Here is a 24,250-nt window from a genome sequence, read left to right as displayed (position 1 = left end):
AGCTTCAGGCCAACTGGCACCATAACATCTAAGCGAGCTTTAACGAGCACAGGGGTACAAGGACAGCACATTATTTGGCTATCCTTGCACCCCTGTGTCTTGTTATGGTTCATGCATGAGATTGGGTGATTTGATGGTATATCTCCTGATATTCCTTTGCCGAAACGTTCCAGCTATAATCCCCGGCCAATGCGTTCCTAGTCACTTTACGCCAGTGTTCAGGCATGCGGTAAATCGAGGTCGCGCGCCGGATCGTGTTCATCATATCATGTGCATTGTAATCCTTGAAAGAGAATCCATTCCCTTCCCCCGTATACTCGTCGTATGCATGAACTGTATCATTCAGTCCGCCTGTTTCGCGGACAATCGGCACACTGCCGTAACGCATGGCGATGAGTTGGCTGATACCGCACGGTTCAAATTTGGAAGGCATCAGGAACAAATCGCTGCCAGCGTAGAAGCGCCGCGATAAGGGTTCATTGAACCGAATCTGGGCCGACATTTTATTGGGATACCGATTTGCCGCTTCCTTGAACCAATGCTCATACGACGGATCACCCGTTCCCAGAACGACAAATTGAATCTCATCATAGTAGAGCAGCTCATCCAGAATCCGGATGACCAGATCGAGCCCCTTCGAATCGACCAGCCGCGTCACCATCGACATCAACGGAATATGCGGTGCTACCGGAAGATTCAACTCTTCCTGCAAGGCAATTTTGTTCTGCGTTTTCTTATTCAGACCGCTCCGGTACTTCATCGCGATGTGTGGATCGGTCGCCGGGTTGTAGCTCTTAGTATCTATGCCATTCACAATGCCGCTCAATCTCGAGCCTTGGGCTGACAAAAGCCCGTCGAGTCCGTATCCGTAATAACCGGTCTGGATCTCCGAAGCATAAGTCGGGCTCACCGTCGTTACATGATCTGCATAGACGATTCCCGCTTTCATGAAATTCACGTTTCCGTAATATTCTACGCCCTCCGCTGTAAAATGACGGCTGTGGATCCCGAGCAGATCGACCAGCACCTCGTACGGATATACACCTTGATACAACAAATTGTGGATTGTGAATACGGTTCGAATGCCCGCATAGTAGGGATCATGGCGGTAGACATCTTCAAGGAGCAGCGGAATCATCGCCGCATGCCAATCATGGCAGTGAAGCACGTCCGGCTGAAAGTCGATTACCGGCAATATTTCGAGGACAGCGCGGTTGAAGAACGAAAAGCGTTCGCCATCGTCCATGTAGCCGTAAATACCGTCGCGGCCAAAATAATATTCATTGTCTACAAAATAAATCGTAATCCCGTCCTCAACCAGGGACTCGATGCCGCAATACTGCTCGCGCCAGCCTACCCGAACCCGGGTTTCCCCGACATGCGCCATGCGCTCCCGATAGTCGTCAGGAATGCCGCGATATTTGGGCAGAACCACCCGAACATCCTCGCCCATGGCGCGAAGGGATTTCGGCAAAGCAGCGATCACATCCGCCAATCCGCCTGTCTTGATGTACGGTCCACATTCTGAAGCTGCAAATAACAATTTCAATCCTGCTTCCCCCTTTGGATTCGTTTGGTTTTTCGCGCTGTCTTCTCTTTTACTGCTTCTACTTTCAGAGAAACGTCCTCTCGATCCTGCGACTTTCTGGAGCGCGGCTTTTTCTTTAACACCACCATGCCTAGTGGAGGCAGCTTGATCTCCAGGCTGTGGGTTTGACCATGCCAGGCCTTCTTCTCCGCTTTTAAGTCTTCGTCGTTGACCCGTCCGGAGCCGCCATAATCGGTGTGATCGGAATTCAATATTTCCACGTACTGTCCCGCTCTCGGTAAGCCGATCCGATATTGGTCATATGCCCGGGGCTGAAAATTAATGACGATAATCAATGTATCGCCAGGTTTTGTGCCCATTCTCATGTACGATAAGACACTCTGCTCATGATCATCGGCGCTAAGCCACTCAAAGCCTTCCCACCTGTGATCCTGCTCCCATAGCGCCTTCTCCTCTACATACATGCGGTTTAACGCTGCCGTATAAGCCAACTGCTTGCGGTGGCTTTCGTAGTCCAGCAGCAGCCAATCCAGCTGTTCCTCATCCTTCCATTCAATGAACTGGCCGAACTCTCCCCCCATAAACAGCAGCTTTTTGCCGGGCTGGGTGATCTGATATCCGAGTAAAATCCGGAGTCCCGCAAACTTTTGTTCATAGCTGCCCGGCATTTTATTAAGCAGTGATTTCTTCCCGTGGACTACTTCATCATGTGACAGCGGTAATGTAAAATTTTCTGAATAGGCATAACAAATGGGAAATGTTAGTAAATTATGATGGGTGGGCCGCTGATCGAATGCTTTCTCCACATAGGACAGCGTGTCATTCATCCAGCCCATATTCCATTTGTAATTAAACCCGAGACCCCCTTCGTGCACGGGTGCTGTAACTCCTGCCCATGCGCTGGATTCCTCGGCCATCATCAAGGCATTTGGGTAATATCGAAACACAGCTTTATTCAATTCCTGCAGAAAGGATATCGCTTCGAGATTTTCCAAGCCACCATGTTCATTAGGTCTATACTGACCTTCGCGCTTCTCAAAATCGAGCCGAATCATGCTTGTCACAGCGTCAACACGAAGACCATCAATATGATACATATCCATCCAAAATAAGGCATTGGAGATGAGGAATGAAATCACCTCAGGCTTGGCATAATCGAAAGACAGTGTTCCCCAGCCCGGTTTCTCTGCTTTTTGCGAATCTGCGTACTCATAAAGAGGAGCCCCGTCAAACAATCGAAGCCCGTGGGCATCCTTGGCAAAATGTGCGGGCACCCAGTCGAGCAGCACGCCGATACCAGCTTGATGCAGCTGATCAACAAGATACATGAAATCATGGGGACTTCCGTATCTGCTGGTCAGAGCAAAGAATCCGGTTCCCTGATACCCCCATGAAAGATCGTACGGATGCTCAGCCAAGGGCATGAATTCCACGTGGGTATAACTCATCTCCAACAAGTAGGGAATCAACTGGTCCGCCAGTTCGCGGTATGTATAGAACGAGCCGTCCTCTTTTTGCCGCCAGGTTCCAAAGTGCAATTCATATATGTTCATCGGCTTGGTGTAGGGGGATCTGTTCTTTCTTCTCCATGCAGCGTCATCCCAATGATATCCAGAGAGATCGGTCACAACCGATGCCGTTGCAGGTCGAACTTCGGCATGAAACGCGTAGGGATCCGCCTTCAAGAACGTTTCTCCATACGGTCCGGTGATATGATATTTGTAAAAAGTTCCAGTCTTCATCCCAGGGAAAAACCGACTCCAAATTCCCGAATCGGGTATCCTATATAACGTGTCCTGGGAACCGTCCCAGCCGTTCCAGTCTCCAGCAAGACCCACCTGCCTTGCATTTGGAGCCCAGACCGTAAAACGCACGCCTTCATCTCCATCTTCTGTAGCACGGTGTGCACCCATGCATTGGTAACTGTGATACCAGGTTCCTTCATGGAATAAATACAATTGTTCCGGAGTCATGTTTCCTTCCCTAACTGCTTGGTTCAATCATCGTCACCCGCTTTTTCTTAAAAATCCATATATTATTAGTGCTATTACCCCATTCTAACCATGTTGAAAATAAAAAATGTCCCTGAAAAATAATTTTGTAATTTTCATTTTACTTTTTCAATATAATCGTTTCAAACCCCGGGAATGTCGTTTATGTAATGTACAACGTGAAAATACATTGGGAGGGAAACGTGATGAAGAGAAAAGACTGTATTGCTATGCTTCTGGCCGGTGGAGAGGGTAAACGATTAGCTCCCCTTACGTCCAAGCTGGCAAAACCCGCCGTTCCATTTGGCGGACATTATCGTATAATCGATTTTCCTCTCAGCAATTGTGTGAACTCCGGAATCGATACGGTTGGAGTGTTAACACAATATGAGGCAGAATCATTACACGAACATATCGGTGAAGGTGAACCCTGGGGACTAACACATACAGGACGTGAAGGCATCGCTCTGCTTCCATCCAACAGCACACACCAAGATGGATACTTGGGTACAGCAGACGCCATTTATAAAAACATTCCATACATCGATGATCAAAATCCCGAACATGTCCTTATTCTATCCGGGGACCATATTTATCAAATGGATTATCGCGAAATGCTTGAAGCCCACATACAGCAAGCGGCACCTGCCACGATCTCCGTGATGGAAGTGCCCTGGGAAGACGCCAGCCGTTTTGGTGTCATGAGCGTTGACGACAATCTCAATATCATTGAATTTGCCGAAAAACCAGCAGAACCGCAAAGCAACCTCGCCTCGATGGGCATTTATTTGTTCCGTTGGGACTATTTGAAGCGGCACCTCATTGAGGATGCGGCTGATCCCAACTCCAGCCATGACTTCGGGAAGGATGTCATCCCTAAGATGCTGTCCGGAGAAGAGTCGCTGCTTGCATTCCGCTTCCAGGGCTACTGGCGCGATGTGGGCACCGTAGAAAGCCTCTGGGAAGCCCATATGGATGTGCTTAGCCAAAACGGGCTTGTTCTGGAAAGATCCGAGTGGCCCATGTATACCCGTACATGGAAGACCAAACTTTCGGCAGCGCGGAACCGCAATACGGAATACACAGACTGCTTGATTCATGACCAATGCACCTTCGAAGGAAAAGCCAAGAGCTCCGTTATATTCTGCGGTGCAGAGATCGGCAAATACTCCATCGTCAAGGACAGTGTGGTCATGCCGAATGTCAAAATCGGCAAGGGCGCTCATATCGAGCATGCCATTATCGGCGAGGGAGCGATCATCAAGGATGGAGCGATTGTAAAGGGATCTCCCGGCAACGTTGTGGTTGTTGGACCTTATGAGACCGTACTTCCGAAACCAACCATTCGTACCCAACCGTCCCGACTGCTTCAGGATGTATACGAAAAAGGACGCTTGCGGGCTAATGTCTCTTCATCCTAAACGAGTTCTTCAACAACATATTGACTCTGAGTTCAATTTCTTCAGACTTTTATACAAAAAAGCGATCCGTGACGGATCGCTTTTTCTCATGTATCGTGCCCTGCTGACTGTGTTTCAAGCGCATGCGACTTAGGTTTTATTAAAGTGTGAAATTATGAAATAAATCTCTTCTCATATAAATTCACGACACGACCACCCATATCCTGCTCAGCCACGAACTGAAATCCTTGGCGCTGATAAAATTGATTCAGCGTTGGCAGATGGGTTACGCAATCCAGTCTGAAACCCTGTTTACCCTTGGATATCAAATACGATTCCGCAAAGGAAATCATCTTGGTTCCAAGCTCCAGTCCCCGATAGGCGGCGCGTACGGTCAGCCGATGCAGATAACCATAGGCCGGATCATCCCGCTCTCCCCAATAAGCTGGATCTCCATACTGTAACGTGAACATGCCGACGGCCATGTCTTTATGCCATAGGATAAACACTTCACGCTCCTCCAGGTACTGCTCCATCAAGTCCAAGGAGAAGAGAGAAGGAATCCACTGCTTGCGCCTTTGCTGTTCCATCACCTCTGCCGCTTCCTTGAGCAGCGACAGCATCTCTCCTGCCTGTTCCGCCTCAGCCACTATTAATTCAAACAGACCTTGCTCAGTAGAAAACGTTGCTGCTGTGTGTCCCAATTCCGCACTCCCCCTTTTAACAACCCCACAAAGTGGAGTCTATGCTTCGATGCTTATTCCAAATACTTTGCGGGGACCCCAAAACACTGCCCCACAAAGTGGAGCCTATACCTCGATGCTTCATCCGAATACTTTGCGGGGACCCCAACCAATGCCGCAAAACATATAATTGCGAATACAGTACGCTTCGCTGAAAACTTAACAATTCTGTACTTTTGAGAAAAGCTTTGCCGGTAACCCGGCAAAGCTTATACGGTCGGTCCGGCTACGTCATCCTCACCGTTCTCTAATCCGCCGGCCATCGGTATTTTTCCTTCAGGCAACGGCAGCTTGACGATAACGGATGTTCCGTGCCCGAGCTCGCTTTCCATCTCCATCGTGCCCCCATGGAGCTCAATGAGCTGCTGCGTAATCGCAAGGCCCAGTCCCGTTCCCCCGTTAAGCGGATTAACCTGGAAGAACCGATCCTTTACCCGCCGAAGATGTTCGTCCGATATGCCAATACCGTGATCTTCCACGGTTACGATCACAAACTTGTCTTCCATAGCGAAGGACAGGTTGATCACGCCGTTCTCATGCGAGAATTTAATCGCATTATCCACAATGTTCAGAAACACCTGCTTCAAGCGGTTGGCATCCCCATAGACAATCGGTTTTTCATCGGTCTCCAGTTTGATCTGGATGCCCTTCTTCTCGGCCTTGGTCCACAGATTGAGCATAATCTCTTGCAGAAGCTCCCGTAAATTCACGATACCCTTCACAAGCTTCATCTCATTCTGCTGGAGCTTGGAGAAGTCGAGCAGCTCTTCAACAAGACCGATCAAGCGATCGGTTTCCTTGGAAATAATCTGCATCCCGATCTTCGTTTCTTCCGGATCATAGCCGCCGGAGTCGAGCGTTTCACTCCAGCCCTTAATGCTTGTGAGCGGAGTCCGCAGCTCATGTGAAATGGATGAAACAAAATCATCCTTCACCTGGTTGCTTCGTACAATTTCCTGCGCCATGTAGTTCAGGGTTGACGATAGCTCGCCAAGCTCGTATTTATAATCGCCTTTGATTCTCACGTTAAACTTGCCCTTGGCCATCTGCGCAGATACCGTGGTAATGTTGTTGAGCGGCTTTACGATGGAGTTGGCCAGTCCAATGCTGAAGGCAAGCACGAGCGCTAGCACGCCCCCCCCGATGCTGACGGCAAACAGCGTGATTTTCATCAGCTTGTCGTTAATGAACTCAAGCGAAGTCACATAGCGAAGAATGTACGTTTTCTCAAATCCGTTCGAAACGGTTTGAGATACAGCCATTACGATCTGCCCCGTACCTTGCTGCTTACCAATCCAATGGCCCGTATTGCCTGCAAGCGCTTGGGTGACATCACTGGTCTTGATGGTCTGCTCTATTTCGAAACCGGTGGATGTGGAGAGAACTTGACCACCCGGATTCAAAATTTGAAGCTCCGTTTTATACAATTCAAAATGGCGAACCATCTCGCTCAACTGGTTAGCGTTCTCCGTCGACGTCAATCGGAAGGGCTGATAAAAAGCGTTGGCGGTATTAATATGATTCACAATATGATTGTATACCGTATCGTAATAATACGATCGTAAAGCGAATAGAAATATAACCTCAATCAGCAGCAAGGCGATGAACACTACCAGGAAGTAGTGCAGCACGATTTGCCGCCGAATGCCTTTTTTGATGATCATTGTCCCTGACCCTTCCATTTATAGCCGTGTCCCCATACCGTCTGGAGGTATTCCGGCTCGGAAGGATTGCCTTCGATTTTTTGGCGCAGTCTCCGAATGTTCACGTCCACGATTTTGGGGTCACCCATATATTCTTTGCCCCATACGTGATCGAGCAGCACATCACGACTAAGCGGCGTGTTTTCTTTCTCCAGGAAAAACTGCACCAGCGAAAATTCTGTTGGCGTCAGCTCCACCGGCTGCCCGTTCTTCTTAAACTGCTTGGAGATCAGATCCAGCGTAAAGGGACCTGATTGAAACGATACCTTGGCGGCTCCCGCACGCTGGACATTCACCCTCCGCAGTAAAGACTGCAGCCTGGCGATTAACTCCGTCGGACTGAACGGTTTGCTTACGTGGTCGTCGGCACCAACGGAGAGGGCATACACTTTATCCTGCTCCTGAACTTTTGCGGTCAGGAAAATAATGCCGATCCGCTCGTTCGTTTCCCGAATTCTGCGGCATACTTCAAATCCGTCAATCCCCGGCACCATGACATCAAGCAAGGCGATATCGATATCTGGCGTCGTTTGCAGCAAACGAAGGGCTTCGTTGCCGTCCCCAGTCTCCAGAACGTCAAAGCCGTTTCGTTTCAGATTAATTACGATAAAACTGCGGATAGATTCTTCATCTTCTAATATGAGCACTTTACTCAAGGTCTAGTTCCCCTTTCTTTCGATAGGAGCCACATTATTACTGTTTGGCTTTTTATCTTTTTTACTCAATTTCAGATCGCCATGACTGCGATAAGCAATTACGCGGTTTTTCTCCTTCACCAGAATCTCCCAATCAGATTCGGCTTTCCCCCACTGGGCCTTTGAAAAGAATTTAATCTCGGCAACGGACTCTCCCGTGTCGGTCGTCACAAAATTCAAATAAGCATTTTTGTTGGATTCCGGCGTGATGGTAATCTTATTGTACATGTCTGGCGGAAAGTCCAGATAGAAGCGATTGTTCATATCGTAGTACCTTTGGAGCACGAATTGAAGCCCTTCTTTTTCGTTGGTCTCCCGTACCACTCCGTCCCACTGGAAGTACGTGGTGAAGAACGGGATCTCATCCAGTATAAGCCGATCTTCCCAGCCGCTCGGTCTCGTAAGAACACCAAACTCTAAAATACCGTCATCATTTACATCTTCGCTCTCTACAGGCAGTTCCTTGTAGGTAAGCAATTCATCCTGGAGGACATCAATAAACTGGTTATCCTCCATAATGATGAGCTTGGAATAAGAAGAGCTGGATACAACCGAAGCGTCCAAGATGATACCTTCTTTGTCCTTGGCCACTTTACCTGCGACAACATTGTAATAACTTTCGATATTCGGCCCCAGATCCAGCTTGTTCAGCTCGACAAAGGCGTCCTCGAATTTATCGTATTGATAGGTGCTGATATACGAGAGCTCTTTCTGCTGAAGATAGACAACCGTAATATCGTTGATCTTATCCCCGTTCATGTCTCCGATATTAAAATGAGTATATGGCAAAGCCGGTATTTTTTCGAGCGAATCCCCCGAGAATGAATACACAGCCAGCAGGTTCTGAAGATTCTCTTCTCCGCGGGAGAATCCGGCCACGATGTCAGCCTTGCCGTCATTCGTAAAATCAACGAAATCAAACGACTCCAATACCGTCCCTTCTCCGTCGAAATCAAGCTTCTTCACCCATGTATCGCCTTGCTGCTGCATGATCATACCATGGATTTTCACTTCATCGTCCGGCGTCTGATAGAAAACAACCGCCTCCATAATTCCGTCATTGTCCAGATCATGAATACGGATAGAACTGCTATCCACATCACTTCGCGGCCGGATAATGGAACCGGTTTCCAGCTTATTCTTCAGAAGCGCGGTTTGGATAGCGCCATTAAGCGTCGCTTTATCCGTCGGCAAATCCGGTTTCTTCATTAAAGAGACTGGGTCCTGCTGAATAAACGTACAGCCGCTTATGATAAATAGCAACAAACCTGCCAAGAGGACTTGCATCACTCTATATTTCAATAAGTATCAACTCATTTCTATACATTCACCTGGCGTCTTTGGTGATCAATAATTACAGTCTTAACTTCTCGCCATGGGTTAAACGTCTTCCGGTCACATCTACGGCCAGTTCTCCGCCGGATAGACCCATGATCCGGGTGCAATATTTCTCGGCCAGCTCCAAGGGTATAACGGTAAATACAGTTAAACGTTCTTCCTCGCACAAGGTTTTAAGTGTCTTCAATACGTGCTCGGCTGAGGCCGGATCAAGTCCCGTCACAGGCTCGTCCGCCAAAATGACCTTGGCACCATGAACAAGTGCGCGGGCAATCGCAATCCGCTGCTTCTCGCCGCCGCTTAACTCGCCGGCCTTTCGTTTAGCCTTGTCCAACAAACCAAGGTGCTCGATCGTATCCATAGCGCCCATATAATCATCAGAGCGGACCATCCCGGTTACCATCCGCCACAGCGGTGTTTGGCTGGATTGTCCGATCAATACATTCTTAAGTGCCGTTCGATTTACATTTAAGGACGGGTTCTGCTCAAGATAAGCCCATTCCCGGCGAATTCTCCGTTTTCCCGCAGGATTCATCATATCTTCGCCGTCAATCGTTAGTTTGCCGCCGTCCCATTTTTGCTGCATGGATAGACAGCTCATCAACAAGCTTTTCCCGCTTCCGCTAGCACCGATCAGACCGATCATTTCCCCGTGCTCCATCTGAAAAGTGATATCCTTTAACACCGGTGTGCGTTCAGGACCCATCGTTTTCTTCAGCCGATCCACTTTAATCATGTTATCGTCTCTCCCGTCAAGTGCATATTCCTACTCTCTAGTTTAGAAGAAAGCGAAAGCAATTGCCATGAGAACACATGTTTCTATTCTTGTGTTGATGTGGTTTTGACTTTAAACCATAATCCCGTACAGGCAAACAGAATATACAATCCACCAAGCAGTACGAAGATCCCTCCGTTCCACCCCGTTTCCATGATGGCACCCCCGGCATTCGGTCCTGCTATACTACCCGCATTAAAATGGAAGGAAGCCACGACGTTGGCCGCCGGCAGCAGCACTCTGGGAAGGATATCCGCGGCATAAGCCAAACCGAGGGAGAAGAAAGAACCCACCAGGCCACCGGCCAGCGTTAGTAATACTAGGGTTGCCCAGAAATTCGTTCCTGCTGCAGGAATGAGCAAGAAACAGCATCCGCCCACAATACCGGCGATCGTCAGCACCCGTTTGCGTCCGAATTTATCACTCCACATGCCGAGGGGAAGCTGCAGCACCAGACCGCCGATGCCGACAAAAGGAAGCAACGCCGAAATTTCGCCCAATGTAAACCCGCTTCTTAACCCATAGACCGGGAAGTTGCTGTTAATTCCCGCCTCCATATATCCGTAGAGAAACGCGGGAATCAACGCAAACCAAGCCAGGCGGTAGCTTTTGAGATAGCGTCCAGCTGGCTGCTGATCCCCATTCTCGCTTTTTTCCGGCTTCAAGTTCGGAAGTTTGAAGAGCACGACCAACAGGATGAACAAGAACAGCACAGCCAGAATTATAAATGGTACCGCCTCGCCATACTTCAGCAGCGGAATGCCCAGCGGCCCTATACTGAATCCTAAGCCGTAGGACATGCCGTAAAAGGATATGCTTCGCCCCCGGTTCTTAACCGTTGACATCATCAGCACCCAGAGCTGGGCGGCATAATGAAGCGCGCTGTCGCCAATACCGACGAGCACACGCAGTACAAACCAGACTGCCACGCTTGGAACTAACGGAAAAGCGACCAGCGACAGCATCACGAGCACAAGTCCCGAAATGATCAGTTTTTTGAAACCGACCCAGCCCAGAAGTCTTTCCGCAACGAGCGTCATGGCAAACGAGCCTACATATAAGGCCGCCGCGTTCAAACCGTTCATGGAGGATGAAATGCCCATCCGTTCCAAAAATATAGCCAGCACCGGCAATAACAGTCCCTGGCTTAAACCAGCCGCAACGACGACGGCGATTAAAATGAAATAATGAGTTCTCCCCTGACGGGGGGTTACAGCTTCTGTCACTGAAATATAGTCCTCCTCTAATGTGAAAAAACGATGAATTTAAACAGCCAGATGAACATTATAGTGGACAAGCCCAATCCATACAAGCCATAATAATAACAATGCCATCAATTGGGAGGGTATCCGTTAATGAAATATAAAGTTAGTATCGATGTATCTATGGTCTACGAGCTGCTGGGCAGCTTCATGATATATGCAACAAGGAAATGGACCGATAACCTGGATATCGGAAAACAGCTGATAACGGAGATGGACGAGCGTTTACCTCAGCCTGTTCGCGTCCAGTTCAGTCGAGCCCGTTCATGGCCACTCGCGGATTATGATGTGTTATACGCCTTGATCATGCTTCGGGGAGAACATCTTGAAATCCCGGATTTTCTAAATTGGATTGAAACTTCCGCCGTGGAAGAGCTGCATGACCTGCTTCAGCCTCACTTGCCCTCCCTCTCGCGGGATGAAACATCCAGAATTCGAGAAAACTACATACCGCTGATGAAGCTGTGGCACGAGCACTACTTCTCCAAAGTGGAGCCTGACCTATATCAGCTCCTGGAAGACGATGCCGAAGAGAAACGAATGCTCCTTCCGAAAATGGATGACGAAAATTTGATCGAATATGCCTCAAGCGGGGTTATACTCGACGATGTGCCTCAAGAGAACGTCGTTTTGTTCCCGGGCACGCATTTCCGGCCGATCAATACCTATTGCTTCTATGAGAACGTGCTCCTGCTGCAGTATCCTATCGATATCCCGGAAGAAGAGGAAGACGAGCCGCCCGTCGTCCTCCTCCGCATGACCGAGGCACTCGCCGATCCGAAACGCCTGCGTCTCCTGCGTTATATTGCAGATGAGCCGAAGGCCGTGTCCGAAATGGCGTCCGAGCTGGGTCAGCCCTATGAGGAATTGATGCACCACTTGATGATATTGAGGGCAGCAGGCTTGCTGCGCTCCCATCTGAAGTCCGAGAATAACGAAAGATTCAGCCTGCGGCCGGATGGGGCTGCCGAGCTTCAGATGTTCCTGGAGACTTACATTCGACTTTCATAGCAAGAAGGAGTAAACCATGAGTAAAACATCGCAACATATTATCTTCGACATGGATGACACATTAATACATTGCAACAAATACTTCAATCTGATTCTCGGCGATTACTTCGAGTGGATGACCGAATGGTTTCAACATGATGGCTTGACTACCGAAGAAGTCCGGGCCAAGCAGATGGAAATCGACGTAGCCGGCGTAGATAAGCTGGGATTTGCAAGTGCGAACTTCCCACAATCCTTAATCGATACGTATCATTATTTCGGCCGCATTCATGGAAGAGAAAGCTCGCGCAAGGAAGAAGAGCTTCTCTACGAGTTAGGGCTAAGTGTATATGAGCAAGAAATCGAAGCCTACCCCGGCATGGTCGAGACGCTCGAGAAGCTTCAGGAAGATGGGCACTGCCTCCACCTCTACACAGGAGGCGAGACCAGAATTCAGAAGCGTAAAATCAAACAGATGAAGTTGGCCGATTACTTCAATGACCGAATCTACATTCGCCAGCATAAAAATATTACGGCATTGGAAGAAATCCTCACGATGGGGACATTCTCCCGCTCCGATACATGGATGATCGGCAACTCGCTTCGCACGGATGTCGTTCCGGCGCTGACGGCAGGCATCAACAGCATCTATATCAAGCAGCAGCGCGAATGGCAATATAATCTGGTCGAGTTGAAGCAAGAGCCGCATAATGTGTTATATACCGTTTCGGCGCTGACCGAAGTTCCAGAGGTCATTGAAGATCACTTAGATTAATCAAAATAGACCGAGCCGATCAAGGAGGGGATCCCTGGTTGGCTCGGTTTTTTATTTAACTGTGCCGCCTCACGATTTCACGGCTTCACTTGAGTCCTCTGCCTGAACGGCAAGCTTTCCGTTCCCTTCAACAGCTAGGACAATCCTGCCTTTATACGTGCTGCCGTCCTCGTTTTTAAAGGATAATAGCTGGGTCTTGCCTTGAAGCAGCAAGGATTTCAGCATCGCATGCGAAACTTGTTTACCGGCAAATTCCTTCCAGATGACATAGTTGCAGCCGGTTTTGAAATTCGCGCAGCCATAGCCTTTGCGTCCTTCAATAATATGCCCTTCACATCCGGGTCTAGGGCATCGGCCTAATGAAGAGCGCACGGACGATGCTTCACTAGAAGTGGAGGTATCCGACTTCGGAGTCCGCTTAGCCGCACGTTCTTCCTTGTCACGTGGGGCCGCGGCAGCTTTTCCCGTGCTTCGCTTCCCTCTGCCTTTGGACTTGTCCTCATCCCCGCCAAATAATGATGAAGGTGCCTGACGCTGCGAGGATACCTTATTGATGATCGAAATGGTAAACTTCTGCACGTTTTGCATAAACACGTCAGCGGAAGCCTCGCCCTTGGATATTTGGTGAAGACGCCGTTCCCATTGACCTGTCATCTCAGGCGAAGCGAGTAATTCTACGCCAGCATGCCGGATCAACTCCACCGCCGTCCTTCCCTTTTGGGTAACGGTGATTCTTTTGCCCTGCATTGTAATATATCCGACCTTCTTCAAGCGTTCAATGGTCGCTGCCCGGGTTGCCGGCGTTCCCAGACCGCTGTCTTTCATCGCATCCCGAAGCGCTTCATCCTCAATGGATTTCCCGGCACTCTCCATCGCCTTCAGCAAGGTACCTTCCGTATAACTCTTTGGCGGCTGGGTTGCCTTTTCTTTCACTTCGGATTTTTTGCAGTGTACCGGCTCATCGGGAGATAGATCAAAGGAACGGTCGTTCCATTCCTGAGTTTCTTCTTCCTCGTCCTCTTTCCCCTTCTTGGAAGACTTGGCTTTCTTCTGCTCTTTGTCCTGGGCAATCAGCACCTTCCAGCCAAGCGACAGCAGTTCCTTGATGCCTGTCTTGAACGTTTCACCCTCTACCTCGGTGAGCACCGTATGCTGCTTATACATCGCCGGCGGGTAGAAATGCGACAGAAACCGGATGATGACCAGATCGTAAATATGCTGCTCTTCCTTGCTGAGTGTGCCCGGACGCTTTAACGTCGGCAAGATGGCGTGGTGATCCTCAACCCGCTGCGGATTACAAACCGCTTTATTGTTTATGTGCACCCGGCTAGGATCCGCTCCTTCAGCCATCGATGCATAGGGGGTCGATTTCAACATATGAAGTGCCTTATGCATGCCTTCGATGTTCTGTTCATTCACATAATTGGAGTTGGTACGCGGGTATGAAATCACCTTGTGACGCTCATACAACGCTTGCGCAAGATCCAGCGTTTTTTTGGCAGAATATCCGTATTTGGCATTGGCTTCACGCTGAAGCAGGGTCAAATCATACAATTTGAACGGATATTCTTTCGTTTCTTTGACTTCATATTTGGTGATGGCCCCATTCTTCCCATTGACCTTGGATGCGATCGTCTCTGCTTTCTCTTGGGAGGTCAGCCGCTCTCCCTGCCATGTTCCGGTATACTCCAGCTGCTCTTGTTTGAACACGGCCTTCACGTCGTAAAACGTTTGCGATTCGAAGGCTTCGATTTCCTTCTGCCGGTCATAGATCAGAGCCAGAACCGGCGTCTGGACCCGCCCAACCGACAGTAATGTCTGATGACGGGTCGTAAAGGCACGCGACGCATTCATACCGATCAACCAATCAGCTTCACTGCGTGCGCGCGCAGCTTGCGTTAAATTCTCGAATTCAACCCCATCCTTCAGCTCCGCGAAGCCACGGGCAATGCTTTCCGCCGTTAAATCCGAAATCCATAGTCTTTTTACAGGCTGTTTCAATTTTAATTGCTGTTGAATAAGAGCGAAAATATATTGTCCTTCTCGTCCCGCATCACATGCATTTACGATATGGCTGCAGCGCTTGGCGACCTCTCCAATGACCTTCAGCTGATCCTTGGTTTTCGGATTCGGGATGATTTTGAATTGCTCCGGAATGATAGGTAAGTCCCGTAAATTCCAGCGTTTGTATTTCGGATCATATGCATCCGGCTCCGCTAGCCCAACCAGATGTCCGATAGCCCAAGTTATGATATATTGCTCACCTTCAAGATATGTACGGTTATTCTTGGCCCTCGGCTCGATGACCGCAGCGATGTTCCGTCCCATATCCGGCTTTTCGGCAATGACCAACGTTTTCAAATGACATTCTCCTCCCCGATGAGTCACCATGGCGCGGTGGCTAACTCCAAAAAGGACTTCGCTCTCGCGAAGTCCTTTTTACTACTATTAGTATGATAGCATATTTAGGAGAAGGATTAAACCAGTACGGTCGCACCCATCAAATATTTGTCTACTTCGCGTGCCACCTCGCGGCCTTCGTTGATGGCCCATACCACGAGGCTTTGACCGCGGCGCATATCTCCGGCGGCAAATACTTTATCCACATTGGTCGTATATTTGCCATATGGCGCTTTCACATTGGAACGGCGATCCGTTTCAAGGCCCAACTGCTCGACCAGCGTATGCTCCGGTCCGTCAAAACCGATGGCAATGAACGCCATTTGAGCAGGAAATGCTTTTTCCGTGCCCGGAATCGGTTGATACACTTTACGGCCGGTTTCATCTACAATACGCTCGATTTGAACGGTATGAAGCTCTTTCAGATTGCCCTCTTCATCTCCGACAAATTTCGTAGTCATAATGGAGAATTCGCGTGGATCATTGCCAAACAGCGCTTTGGCTTCCTCGTGTGCGTAATCAAGTGTGTACACATTCGGGAACTGCGGCCAAGGGTTCGCAATCGGATCACGCTGCAGCGGGGCCTGTTTATGCGTACCGAACTGAGTGACGCTGCTGCAGCCGTGACGAAGCGCTGTCGCGACGCAGTCGGAGCCGGTATCGCCGCCGCCGATGACAATGACGTCCTTGTCTTTTGCCGACAAGTAGTTGCCGTCCTCAAGACCCGAATCCAGCAGGCTCTTGATGGTTCCGTTCAGATAGTCCATCGCGTAATGAATGCCCTTGAGGTCACTGCCCTCAATATTGAATTCACGCGGCTTTGTTGCACCGCCGCACAGTACGACAGCATCGTAGTCTTCCATCAGCTGCTTGGCAGGAATGTCCTTGCCGATCTCGGTGTTGACAACGAATTCGACGCCTTCAGCCGCGAGCAGATCTACACGGCGCTGAACAATGCCCTTGTCCAGCTTCATGGATGGGATCCCGTACGTCAGCAGGCCGCCGATGCGGTCGGCACGTTCATAGACGGTTACGGAATGGCCTGCTTTGTTCAGTTGAGCAGCTGCAGCCAGACCTGCCGGACCAGAACCGACAACGGCCACGCGACGTCCCGTGCGCTTTGCCGGCGGCTCGGGAACAACCCAGCCTTCCTCAAAACCTTTATCGATGATCGCTTGCTCGATGGATTTAATCGTGACCGGCTCCCCGATCAAACCGACGGTGCAGGAACCCTCACAAGGGGCAGGACATACGCGTCCGGTAAACTCAGGGAAGTTGTTTGTTTTATGGAGACGCTCCAAAGCTTCTCTCCACAAGCCCCGATATACAAGATTGTTCCATTCCGGAATCAGATTGTGAATCGGGCAACCCGAAGTGCCGCCGAGCATATCGATCCCTGTATGGCAGTATGGCGTACCGCAGTCCATGCAGCGTGCTCCCTGGGTCTGGAGCTCTTCTTCTTCTAAATGTTTATGAAACTCTTCCCAGTCTTTAACTCGTTCTGCCGGGCTCCGATCTGCCGGAAGCTGGCGCTGATATTCCATAAATCCTGTTGGTGTAGACATACTGCTTTACCCCCATCCGTTCTATCCATGCTGGTTACCATGTACAATTTATCATATCATAAATCATCCGACATCGATCTTCAGATGACCCAAGAAACAGGTTTCAGCCTGATTTATTTTTTCTATTTATGCTAAAAAAATTTTTATCAGAGCATGAACCCCCACGATTAGCGGCTAGTTAAGCAGCGATTTGAATAAACATTAAAAATATAGTAGCATTTCGCTTTTCACCTGTTAAATGGACTATATGCATGATCATTTGTACTATCCTACTATCAAAGTGTTGTCAACATGAATGGATTGGAGGATGTCTATTTTCGTTCAAAAGTAACAAACCGGTAGGCATACGGATTTTTCTCATCCGTTATGCCGGGAACTTCTTCAATTATCTTCCATTCATCCCAGTTCACTTCAGGAAAGAACGTATCCCCTTCAAAAGTCTCATCAATAAATGTGCAGTACAGACGATCCGCTTTCGGCAGCATCAATTCATAGATCTGCGATCCGCCGATCACCATCAGTTCTCCGTTCTCCGCGTAGGGAAGGGCTTTATCGATATCATGGATCACGATGCCTTGATCCTCTGTCAGCGTGAAGCTTTGGTCTCTCGTAAGCACGATGTTCTTTCGGTGAGGCAGCGGTTTACTGCCAAAGGATTCCCAGGTCTTGCGCCCCATCAGAATCGTTTTGTGCAAGGTCGTCTCCTTAAAAAAGGCCATATCCCGCGGCAAACGCCACGGCATCGTACCGTTCAGCCCGATCACCTGATCCTTGCCCATTGCCCATATCATGGATATCATGAACGCCAGTCTCTCCTTCCTATATATGTGATGTCACCGCAAACCCGCTCGAACTCTATTTATACAGCCACAGTCGCTTTAATGGTTGGATGATACTGGTATCCCTCAAATTCAAAGTCTTCGAATGTATAATCAAAGATGCTCTCCGGCTTGCGCTTGATGACCAGCTTCGGCAGCTCATAAGGCTCGCGTTCAAGCTGCGTTCTGACCTGTTCCATATGATTGGAATAGATATGGACATCGCCCCCGGACCAGATGAATTCACCCGGCTCCAGGCCGCACTGCTGGGCAACCATATGGGTGAGCAGCGCATAACTCGCAATGTTGAACGGCAGCCCGAGGAAGCTGTCCACCGAGCGCATGGTAAGCATACAGGATAGCCTCCCGCCCGCCACGTAGAATTGGAATACAAAATGGCATGGAGGCAGCTTCATGTTATCGATCTCTGCCACGTTCCAGGCACTGACGATATGCCGCCGGGAGTCGGGGTTGTTTTTAATCGAATCGATGACATTGGCAATCTGGTCGATATGGCGTCCATCCGGCGTTTCCCATGCTCGCCACTGCGAGCCATAAACCGGTCCCAAATTGCCTTCCTCATCCGCCCATTCGTCCCATATCCGCACACCGTTTTCTTTTAGATACCGGATGTTCGTTTCCCCGCTTAAGAACCACAGAAGCTCATGGATCACCGATTTCAGGTGAATCCGCTTGGTTGTCATCAGAGGGAAGCCTTTGGAAAGGTCAAAACGCAGTTGTCTTCCAAATACGGATAACGTTCCCGTCCCCGTTCGGTCCCCTTTCTCTACTCCATGATCAAGTATGTCTTGCAGCAGCTCCAAGTATTGTTTCATGTATAGTCACCTCACTAGAATCTCATATCCTCAGTCTACCATGTTCACGGAATGATTGGGATGCTTAAAATAACCCTGCCCGGAGAGACCGGATATCCGTTGGCATATCTACATAATAAAACAGGAGGCAGAAACCGCCTGCGCGTTCTCTGCCTCCTGGCTGAATATATAATGACTCGAAAATACGTCTTCGGATTAACGGGCAATGATGTGGATCGGATGACCCATAACCAATTCCGCAGCTTCCATTACGATTTCGCCAAGCGTCGGATGCGCATGGATCGTCAAGGCTACATCTTCAAGCGTAGCACCCATCTCAATCGCAAGACCGAGCTCTGCAATCAGGTTGGAAGCTTCCAGACCTACGATTTGCGCTCCGAGAATAAGTCCTGTTCCTTCTTCAGCCACGATCTTCACGAAGCCTTCCGGATGGTTCAAGGATACGGAACGTCCGTTACCTGCGTAAGGGAATTTGCCAGCTTTCACTTTATGGCCTTTTTCCTTCGCTTGAGCTTCGGTGTAACCTACGCTCGAGCATTCTGGATCTGTAAACACAACCGCTGGAATACATTTGTAATCCACAACGGAAGGCATTCCGGAAATGGCCTCAGCAGCCACTTTACCTTCATAGGAAGCTTTGTGTGCAAGCGCCAGACCAGACACGATATCCCCGATTGCGAAGATATGAGGAATGCTGGTGCGTCCTTGATGGTCAACTTTCACGAATCCGCGCTCATCCATATCGAGGCCGATCAGGTCCAGACCGAGCTCTCCGTCCGTGTTCGGACGACGGCCAACTGTAACCAGCAGGTAATCTGCTGTTACTTCTTTGGTTTCGCCATTCACGGAGTATTTCACGGTAACTTCTTTATCGTTTTGCTCAGCACTTTCAGCTTTAGCACCTGTGATAATTTCGATACCGGTTTTCTTCATGTTTTTCGTAACGAGGCTTGTCATGTCTTTGTCAAAGCCAGCCAGAACGCTGTCCAGACCTTCGATGATCGTTACTTTCGAACCGAATTTGGAGTACATTTGACCAAGCTCGGCACCGATGTAGCCGCCACCGATTACGATCATGCTCTTCGGTACTTCAGGCAGGTTCAATGCTTCGGTAGAAGACAAGATGCGTCCGCCAAACGGGAATGGCTTCAGTTCGATTGGACGGGAACCTGTAGCAATGATGCAGTTCTTGAAGCGGTAACGCGGAGATTCATGATCATTGAATACACGCGCTTCGTTTTCGTTGATGAACATGCACTCGCCGTTGAAAACTTCCACTTTGTTGCCTTTCAGCAAACCGGCTACGCCGCCCGTCATTTTTTTGACAACGCCGTTTTTGAATTCCTGTGTTTTCGCGAAATCAACCGTTACGTTCTCCACGGAAATACCGAATGCATCGGCATGCTTTGCGGATTCGAACTGATGAGCTGCAGCGATCAAAGCTTTGGAAGGAATACAACCACGGTTCAAGCAAACACCGCCGAGTTCCGATTTATCAACGATCAGAACCTTTTGACCCAGTTGGGCGGCACGAATCGCCGCCACATAACCACCAGGACCAGCACCAATGACTAGAGTATCAATATCTAAAGAAGCATCTCCAACTACCATTAGTTACACCTCCATAACAAGCAGCTCAGGGTTAGCGAGCAGTTGTTTAATATAGTTCATAAAGTTTTGAGCCGTTGCGCCATCGATGATACGGTGGTCAAAGCTCAAGGACAATGCCATAACAGGTGCTGCTACAATCTCGCCGTTCTTCACAACCGCTTTTTCGCTGATGCGGCCGGTACCGAGAATAGCAACCTCTGGGAAGTTAATGATTGGTGTAAAGAACATACCGCCTGCGGATCCGATGTTCGTGATGGAAATCGTGCTGCCCTTCATTTCGTTAGGAGACAGTTTACCTTCACGGCCGCGAGCAGCCAGGTCACGGATGCTGTCAGCGATCATCCAGATGCTCTTACGATCCGCATCTTTGATAACCGGTACGATCAGACCGTTGTCTGTATCTGTAGCGATACCGATGTTGTAGTATTTTTTGTACACGATTTCGTTCGCTTCTTCGTCGATCATCGCATTCAAAGCAGGGAATTGACGGCTAGCCGCAACGAGTGCTTTAACGATGAATGGCAGATACGTAACTTTCGTGCCTTTCTTCTCCGCGATCGGTTTCATGCGGGTACGGAACGCTACCAGCTCGGTTACGTCAACTTCGTCCATGATCGTAACGTGAGGAGCTGTGTAAGCCGATTTAACCATGGCGTTCGAGATCGCTTTACGAATACCTTTGAATGGTACGCGCTCTTCTTCTGCACGAGTGTCCACCGCTGCGGATGCTGCTGCAGGAGCTGCTTTCGTTTCGGAAGCCGCTTCTTGCGCTGGAGCTGCTGCTTGGCCTCCACCGTTTTTGAAGGCTTCAACATCTTCGCGAGTCACTTTACCGTTGTTGCCGGAGCCTTGCACTTGTGCAATGTCTACGCCTTGCTCGCGAGCGAATTTACGCACGCTAGGTGTAGCCAGAACATCACGGTTAGGTGCTGCTGGTGCTGCTGCTTCACCGTTTCCGCCTTGTTTAGCGTCAGCCGGAGCATTTTGAGCCGGTGAAGAAGTTGTATCTGCACTGCCTTTTGCTGCGTCAGCTTCTTGCGCCGACTGCTCTTCAGCAGGAGCTTCTTGCTCAGGAATGTCGCCTTCAGCATCGATGATAGCTACCACTTCACCGACACGGCACACTTGACCATCCTTGGCAAACACTTCTTGAACCGTACCGTTCACGGGACAAGGAACTTCTACGACCGCCTTGTCGTTTTGCACTTCCATGATGATGTCGTCGTCTGTTACTTTGTCACCTGGCTTGATATGCATTTTGATGATTTCACCTTCATGCAGACCTTCACCCAGCTCTGGAAAACGATATTCAAATTTTGCCAACTGAAAAACCTCCCTAGATATTGCTGCTATTAGAAATTCAATACTTTATTAACGGCATCCACGATACGTGCTGGAGTAGGCAACCAAGTGTCCTCGATTTGCGCGAATGGATACACCGTGTCCGGCGGAGTCACGCGAAGCACTGGAGCTTCCAAGTGCAGAATCGCTTTCTCGTTGATTTGAGCGATAACTTCTGCAGCTACGCCTGCCGATTTTTGTGCTTCTTGAACCACGATGGCACGGTTGGTTTTCTTAACCGAAGCCAGCACGGTATCGATGTCGATTGGAGAAATGGTGCGCAGGTCGATGATTTCTGCTTTGATTCCGTTCTTCTCAAGCTCGTCTGCCGCTTTCGTAGCAGTATGAACCATCAGGCCGTAAGCGATAATCGTAACGTCCGTTCCTTCGCGAACCACGTTAGCCTTGCCAAGCTCAACGGTGTAATCACCTTCAGGAACTTCAGCGCGGAACGCATGGTACAGGTTCAAGTGCTCCATGAAGAATACAGGGTCATTGTCGCGAATCGCTGCGATCATGAGTCCTTTTGCATCATAAGGATTGGAAGGTACTACAACTTTAATACCCGGGGTTTGCGTAATCAAACCTTCGAGTGCATCCGTATGCAGCTCAGCTGCTTTAACCCCGCCGCCGAATGGCGTACGGAATACGATTGGGGAGTTGTAACGTCCACCGGAACGGTAACGCATACGCGCTGCTTGAACGACGATTTGGTCAAGCGCCTCAAAGATAAATCCAACGAATTGAATTTCAGCGATCGGACGGAAGCCTTGAATACCGAGACCTACTGCCAAACCGCCGATAGCGGACTCAGCCAGCGGCGTATCGAATACGCGCTCTTCCCCGAATTCTTTTTGAAGGCCTTCCGTTACCCGGAAAACACCGCCGACATTACCTACGTCTTCACCGAAGATGACAACGTTAGGGTCACGGCTCAATTCAACGCGCATGGCGTCGCGAATCGCTTCTTTCATGTTCATTTGTGCCATTGCTTCATTTCCTCCTTAAGAAATACAGTTCACTAAAATTCCAGTGTTATGCCTTGCGGCTATATATCGATGTCAAAACGTAATTTAAAACAGACCTGATGCATGCAGCCATGACAAACCGGATGATTATCCAGGATCAACCTTCGACAATCATCGGCCCATCATTTTTATTGAAAATCGGCTTTCTGCTCTTCCAGATGCTTCGGTGTTTGTTCGAACATGCTGTCGATCAAACCAGGTACCGTCATTTTTTCCGTTTGTTCTGCTTTTTTAATTTGCTCGTTGACTTTCGCTTTCGCTTCTTCTCTCACGCGAGCTGTATCTTCCTCTGTCCAGAGGCCTTTTGCTTCCAGGTACTTCGCAAGACGTGCGATCGGATCCTTCTCGTTCCACTCGCCCTCTTCTTCCTTCGTACGATATTTCGTAGCGTCGTCAGACAGGGAATGCGGACGGAAACGGTATGTCACAGCTTCGATAAGCGTTGCGCCTTCGCCATTGCGGCCGCGTTCTGCAGCGTCACGAACGGCCTTGATCACAGCGAGAACATCCATGCCGTCAACTTTAACACCCTTGATACCAGCTGCTACAGCTTTATGTGCGATAGACAATGCTGCAGTTTGCTTGGAGAATGGAGTTGTGATCGCATAGCCGTTGTTTTGCACGAAGAAGATAACAGGCAGTTTGTACACGCCTGCATAGTTCAAACCTTCGTAGAAGTCGCCTTCGGAAGAACCACCGTCACCGGTATACGTAATAGCAACTTGTTTTTGCTTCTTCAATTTGTAACCCATAGCGATACCCATAGCATGCAAGATTTGCGCGCCAATGATGATCTGAGGCATCAATACGTTAACACCCTCCGGAATTTGTCCGCCATGCTGATGTCCGCGGGAATAGAGGAATGCTTGATAAAGTGGAAGTCCATGCCATACGATTTGCGGCATATCACGGTAGCCCGGGCAGACAAAGTCGTCTTTCTCAAGCGCGAATTCGCTACCTACCATCGTTGCTTCTTGACCGGATACTGGAGCATAGAAACCGAGACGCCCTTGACGGCCGAGATTTACGGCACGGTCGTCCCAAGTACGGGTAAATACCATACGGTACATAATTTCTTTCAGTTGATCATCTGACAATTCAGGCAAAAGATCTTTGTTTACGATTTTGCCATCCGGGGAAAGTACAGATAGAGTATCGACTTCCTCGGTATATACTTCATAAGGAACCTTGGTCATTTTTTTCACCTCAATAAATATTTGAATATCAAGTTCCGCTGTTATAGAATTATTATACACCTGTTTCACTCCATTCGTCAAAGAAATACGAGATAAAATTTCATATTTCTTAACGTTTGTATGTATAACAGACAATAGATAATACTATAACAGTATGACAAACATCATAGAACAGCAGCCAACTTAGACATGTCAGGGTAATTTTAACTTATTGTTTACCGCATTTCAAAAACT

General features: G+C 49.0%; 19 protein-coding genes. 3 read left to right on the top strand and 16 right to left on the bottom strand.

Annotation, left to right across the window (positions count from 1 at the left end):
- Positions 1 to 109: 109 nt before the first annotated feature.
- The gene (glgA, locus tag ABEW73_RS30490) at positions 110 to 1,549 is read right to left on the bottom strand and encodes a glycogen synthase GlgA (protein WP_430165265.1); all 1,440 of its coding nucleotides are present in this window, start codon (positions 1,547 to 1,549) and stop codon (positions 110 to 112) included.
- Positions 1,546 to 3,522 carry a 1,4-alpha-glucan branching protein GlgB gene (glgB, locus tag ABEW73_RS30485; protein ID WP_430165267.1) on the bottom strand — a complete coding sequence of 659 codons (1,977 nt, stop codon included), beginning with the start codon at positions 3,520 to 3,522 and terminating at the stop codon, positions 1,546 to 1,548. The genes glgA and glgB overlap by 4 nt, the downstream gene beginning before the upstream one ends.
- A 224-nt stretch (positions 3,523 to 3,746) precedes the next feature.
- On the opposite strand from glgB, the gene ABEW73_RS30480 reads away from it, so the two are divergent.
- Entirely contained in the window at positions 3,747 to 4,961 is a 1,215-nt protein-coding gene (locus ABEW73_RS30480) for a glucose-1-phosphate adenylyltransferase (RefSeq protein WP_430165270.1), read from the top strand.
- 152 nt (positions 4,962 to 5,113) lie between these two features.
- Here ABEW73_RS30480 and ABEW73_RS30475 read toward each other — a convergent pair whose 3' ends face one another.
- From ABEW73_RS30475 to ABEW73_RS30450, 6 genes are all read right to left on the bottom strand, one after another.
- Complete coding sequence (locus ABEW73_RS30475) at positions 5,114 to 5,644, bottom strand: GNAT family N-acetyltransferase (protein WP_430165273.1); 531 nt, start codon at positions 5,642 to 5,644, stop codon at positions 5,114 to 5,116.
- A gap of 248 nt (positions 5,645 to 5,892) precedes the next feature.
- Positions 5,893 to 7,347 (bottom strand): sensor histidine kinase, encoded by a 1,455-nt coding sequence (locus tag ABEW73_RS30470; RefSeq protein ID WP_430165276.1) that lies wholly within the window; start codon positions 7,345 to 7,347, stop codon positions 5,893 to 5,895.
- Positions 7,344 to 8,042 (bottom strand): response regulator transcription factor, encoded by a 699-nt coding sequence (locus ABEW73_RS30465; RefSeq protein WP_098743304.1) that lies wholly within the window; start codon positions 8,040 to 8,042, stop codon positions 7,344 to 7,346. Before ABEW73_RS30465 ends, ABEW73_RS30470 begins: the two co-directional genes overlap by 4 nt.
- 3 nt (positions 8,043 to 8,045) lie before the next feature.
- On the bottom strand, positions 8,046 to 9,290 hold the full coding sequence (locus ABEW73_RS30460; protein WP_430165279.1) for an FG-GAP repeat domain-containing protein: 1,245 nt from the start codon (positions 9,288 to 9,290) through the stop codon (positions 8,046 to 8,048).
- Between the two features lie 145 nt (positions 9,291 to 9,435).
- A complete protein-coding gene (locus ABEW73_RS30455) occupies positions 9,436 to 10,155 on the bottom strand; it encodes a phosphonate ABC transporter ATP-binding protein (RefSeq protein WP_430165282.1) in 720 nt (239 codons plus the stop codon).
- Positions 10,156 to 10,238: 83 nt separating this feature from the next.
- Positions 10,239 to 11,420 (bottom strand): MFS transporter, encoded by a 1,182-nt coding sequence (locus tag ABEW73_RS30450; RefSeq protein WP_213644986.1) that lies wholly within the window; start codon positions 11,418 to 11,420, stop codon positions 10,239 to 10,241.
- Positions 11,421 to 11,549: 129 nt separating this feature from the next.
- Between ABEW73_RS30450 and ABEW73_RS30445 the strand changes: the two genes are divergently transcribed.
- Together ABEW73_RS30445 and ABEW73_RS30440 are read left to right on the top strand one after the other, a co-directional pair.
- Entirely contained in the window at positions 11,550 to 12,467 is a 918-nt protein-coding gene (locus ABEW73_RS30445; RefSeq protein ID WP_430165286.1) for an ArsR/SmtB family transcription factor, read from the top strand.
- Between the two features lie 16 nt (positions 12,468 to 12,483).
- On the top strand, positions 12,484 to 13,221 hold the full coding sequence (locus ABEW73_RS30440; protein WP_430165288.1) for an HAD family hydrolase: 738 nt from the start codon (positions 12,484 to 12,486) through the stop codon (positions 13,219 to 13,221).
- Positions 13,222 to 13,290: 69 nt separating this feature from the next.
- Here ABEW73_RS30440 and ABEW73_RS30435 read toward each other — a convergent pair whose 3' ends face one another.
- The 8 genes from ABEW73_RS30435 to pdhA form a co-directional block, all read right to left on the bottom strand.
- The gene (locus ABEW73_RS30435; RefSeq protein ID WP_430165291.1) at positions 13,291 to 15,582 is read right to left on the bottom strand and encodes a DNA topoisomerase 3; all 2,292 of its coding nucleotides are present in this window, start codon (positions 15,580 to 15,582) and stop codon (positions 13,291 to 13,293) included.
- Between the two features lie 116 nt (positions 15,583 to 15,698).
- Complete coding sequence (locus ABEW73_RS30430) at positions 15,699 to 17,186, bottom strand: glutamate synthase subunit beta (protein WP_430165293.1); 1,488 nt, start codon at positions 17,184 to 17,186, stop codon at positions 15,699 to 15,701.
- Between the two features lie 311 nt (positions 17,187 to 17,497).
- Complete coding sequence (locus ABEW73_RS30425; protein WP_430165295.1) at positions 17,498 to 17,986, bottom strand: dihydrofolate reductase; 489 nt, start codon at positions 17,984 to 17,986, stop codon at positions 17,498 to 17,500.
- Between the two features lie 59 nt (positions 17,987 to 18,045).
- Positions 18,046 to 18,840 carry a thymidylate synthase gene (gene thyA / locus ABEW73_RS30420; RefSeq protein WP_430165298.1) on the bottom strand — a complete coding sequence of 265 codons (795 nt, stop codon included), beginning with the start codon at positions 18,838 to 18,840 and terminating at the stop codon, positions 18,046 to 18,048.
- Positions 18,841 to 19,035: 195 nt separating this feature from the next.
- Entirely contained in the window at positions 19,036 to 20,451 is a 1,416-nt protein-coding gene (lpdA, locus tag ABEW73_RS30415; RefSeq protein WP_009589200.1) for a dihydrolipoyl dehydrogenase, read from the bottom strand.
- Between the two features lie 3 nt (positions 20,452 to 20,454).
- A complete protein-coding gene (locus ABEW73_RS30410) occupies positions 20,455 to 21,774 on the bottom strand; it encodes a dihydrolipoamide acetyltransferase family protein (protein WP_430165301.1) in 1,320 nt (439 codons plus the stop codon).
- Positions 21,775 to 21,803: 29 nt separating this feature from the next.
- Positions 21,804 to 22,781: an alpha-ketoacid dehydrogenase subunit beta gene (locus ABEW73_RS30405; protein ID WP_009589183.1), complete on the bottom strand. Its 978-nt coding sequence runs from the start codon at positions 22,779 to 22,781 to the stop codon at positions 21,804 to 21,806.
- A 167-nt stretch (positions 22,782 to 22,948) separates the two neighbouring features.
- Positions 22,949 to 24,016 (bottom strand): pyruvate dehydrogenase (acetyl-transferring) E1 component subunit alpha, encoded by a 1,068-nt coding sequence (pdhA, locus tag ABEW73_RS30400; protein ID WP_076321344.1) that lies wholly within the window; start codon positions 24,014 to 24,016, stop codon positions 22,949 to 22,951.
- Positions 24,017 to 24,250: the final 234 nt, after the last annotated feature.

The sequence above is a fragment of the Paenibacillus lautus genome (genome assembly GCF_050482385.1).
In the GTDB taxonomy this organism is placed as follows: Bacteria; Bacillota; Bacilli; order Paenibacillales; family Paenibacillaceae; genus Paenibacillus_AQ; species Paenibacillus_AQ lautus_B.
Note: the sequence above shows the minus strand (reverse complement) of the source record. Positions and strands in the feature narration are given on the sequence as shown.

What these genes read in the sequence shown, in the direction of transcription:
- ABEW73_RS30445 (WP_430165286.1), top strand. Translation starts at nt 11,550, where the DNA reads ATGAAATATAAAGTTAGTATCGATGTATCTATGGTCTACGAGCTGCTG.
- ABEW73_RS30430 (WP_430165293.1), bottom strand. Translation starts at nt 17,186, where the DNA reads ATGTCTACACCAACAGGATTTATGGAATATCAGCGCCAGCTTCCGGCA.
- ABEW73_RS30440 (WP_430165288.1), top strand. Translation starts at nt 12,484, where the DNA reads ATGAGTAAAACATCGCAACATATTATCTTCGACATGGATGACACATTA.
- ABEW73_RS30470 (WP_430165276.1), bottom strand. Translation starts at nt 7,347, where the DNA reads ATGATCATCAAAAAAGGCATTCGGCGGCAAATCGTGCTGCACTACTTC.
- thyA (WP_430165298.1), bottom strand. Translation starts at nt 18,840, where the DNA reads ATGAAACAATACTTGGAGCTGCTGCAAGACATACTTGATCATGGAGTA.
- ABEW73_RS30455 (WP_430165282.1), bottom strand. Translation starts at nt 10,155, where the DNA reads ATGATTAAAGTGGATCGGCTGAAGAAAACGATGGGTCCTGAACGCACA.
- ABEW73_RS30425 (WP_430165295.1), bottom strand. Translation starts at nt 17,986, where the DNA reads ATGATATCCATGATATGGGCAATGGGCAAGGATCAGGTGATCGGGCTG.
- glgB (WP_430165267.1), bottom strand. Translation starts at nt 3,522, where the DNA reads ATGACTCCGGAACAATTGTATTTATTCCATGAAGGAACCTGGTATCAC.
- ABEW73_RS30405 (WP_009589183.1), bottom strand. Translation starts at nt 22,781, where the DNA reads ATGGCACAAATGAACATGAAAGAAGCGATTCGCGACGCCATGCGCGTT.
- ABEW73_RS30480 (WP_430165270.1), top strand. Translation starts at nt 3,747, where the DNA reads ATGAAGAGAAAAGACTGTATTGCTATGCTTCTGGCCGGTGGAGAGGGT.
- pdhA (WP_076321344.1), bottom strand. Translation starts at nt 24,016, where the DNA reads ATGACCAAGGTTCCTTATGAAGTATATACCGAGGAAGTCGATACTCTA.
- ABEW73_RS30460 (WP_430165279.1), bottom strand. Translation starts at nt 9,290, where the DNA reads ATGAAGAAACCGGATTTGCCGACGGATAAAGCGACGCTTAATGGCGCT.
- lpdA (WP_009589200.1), bottom strand. Translation starts at nt 20,451, where the DNA reads ATGGTAGTTGGAGATGCTTCTTTAGATATTGATACTCTAGTCATTGGT.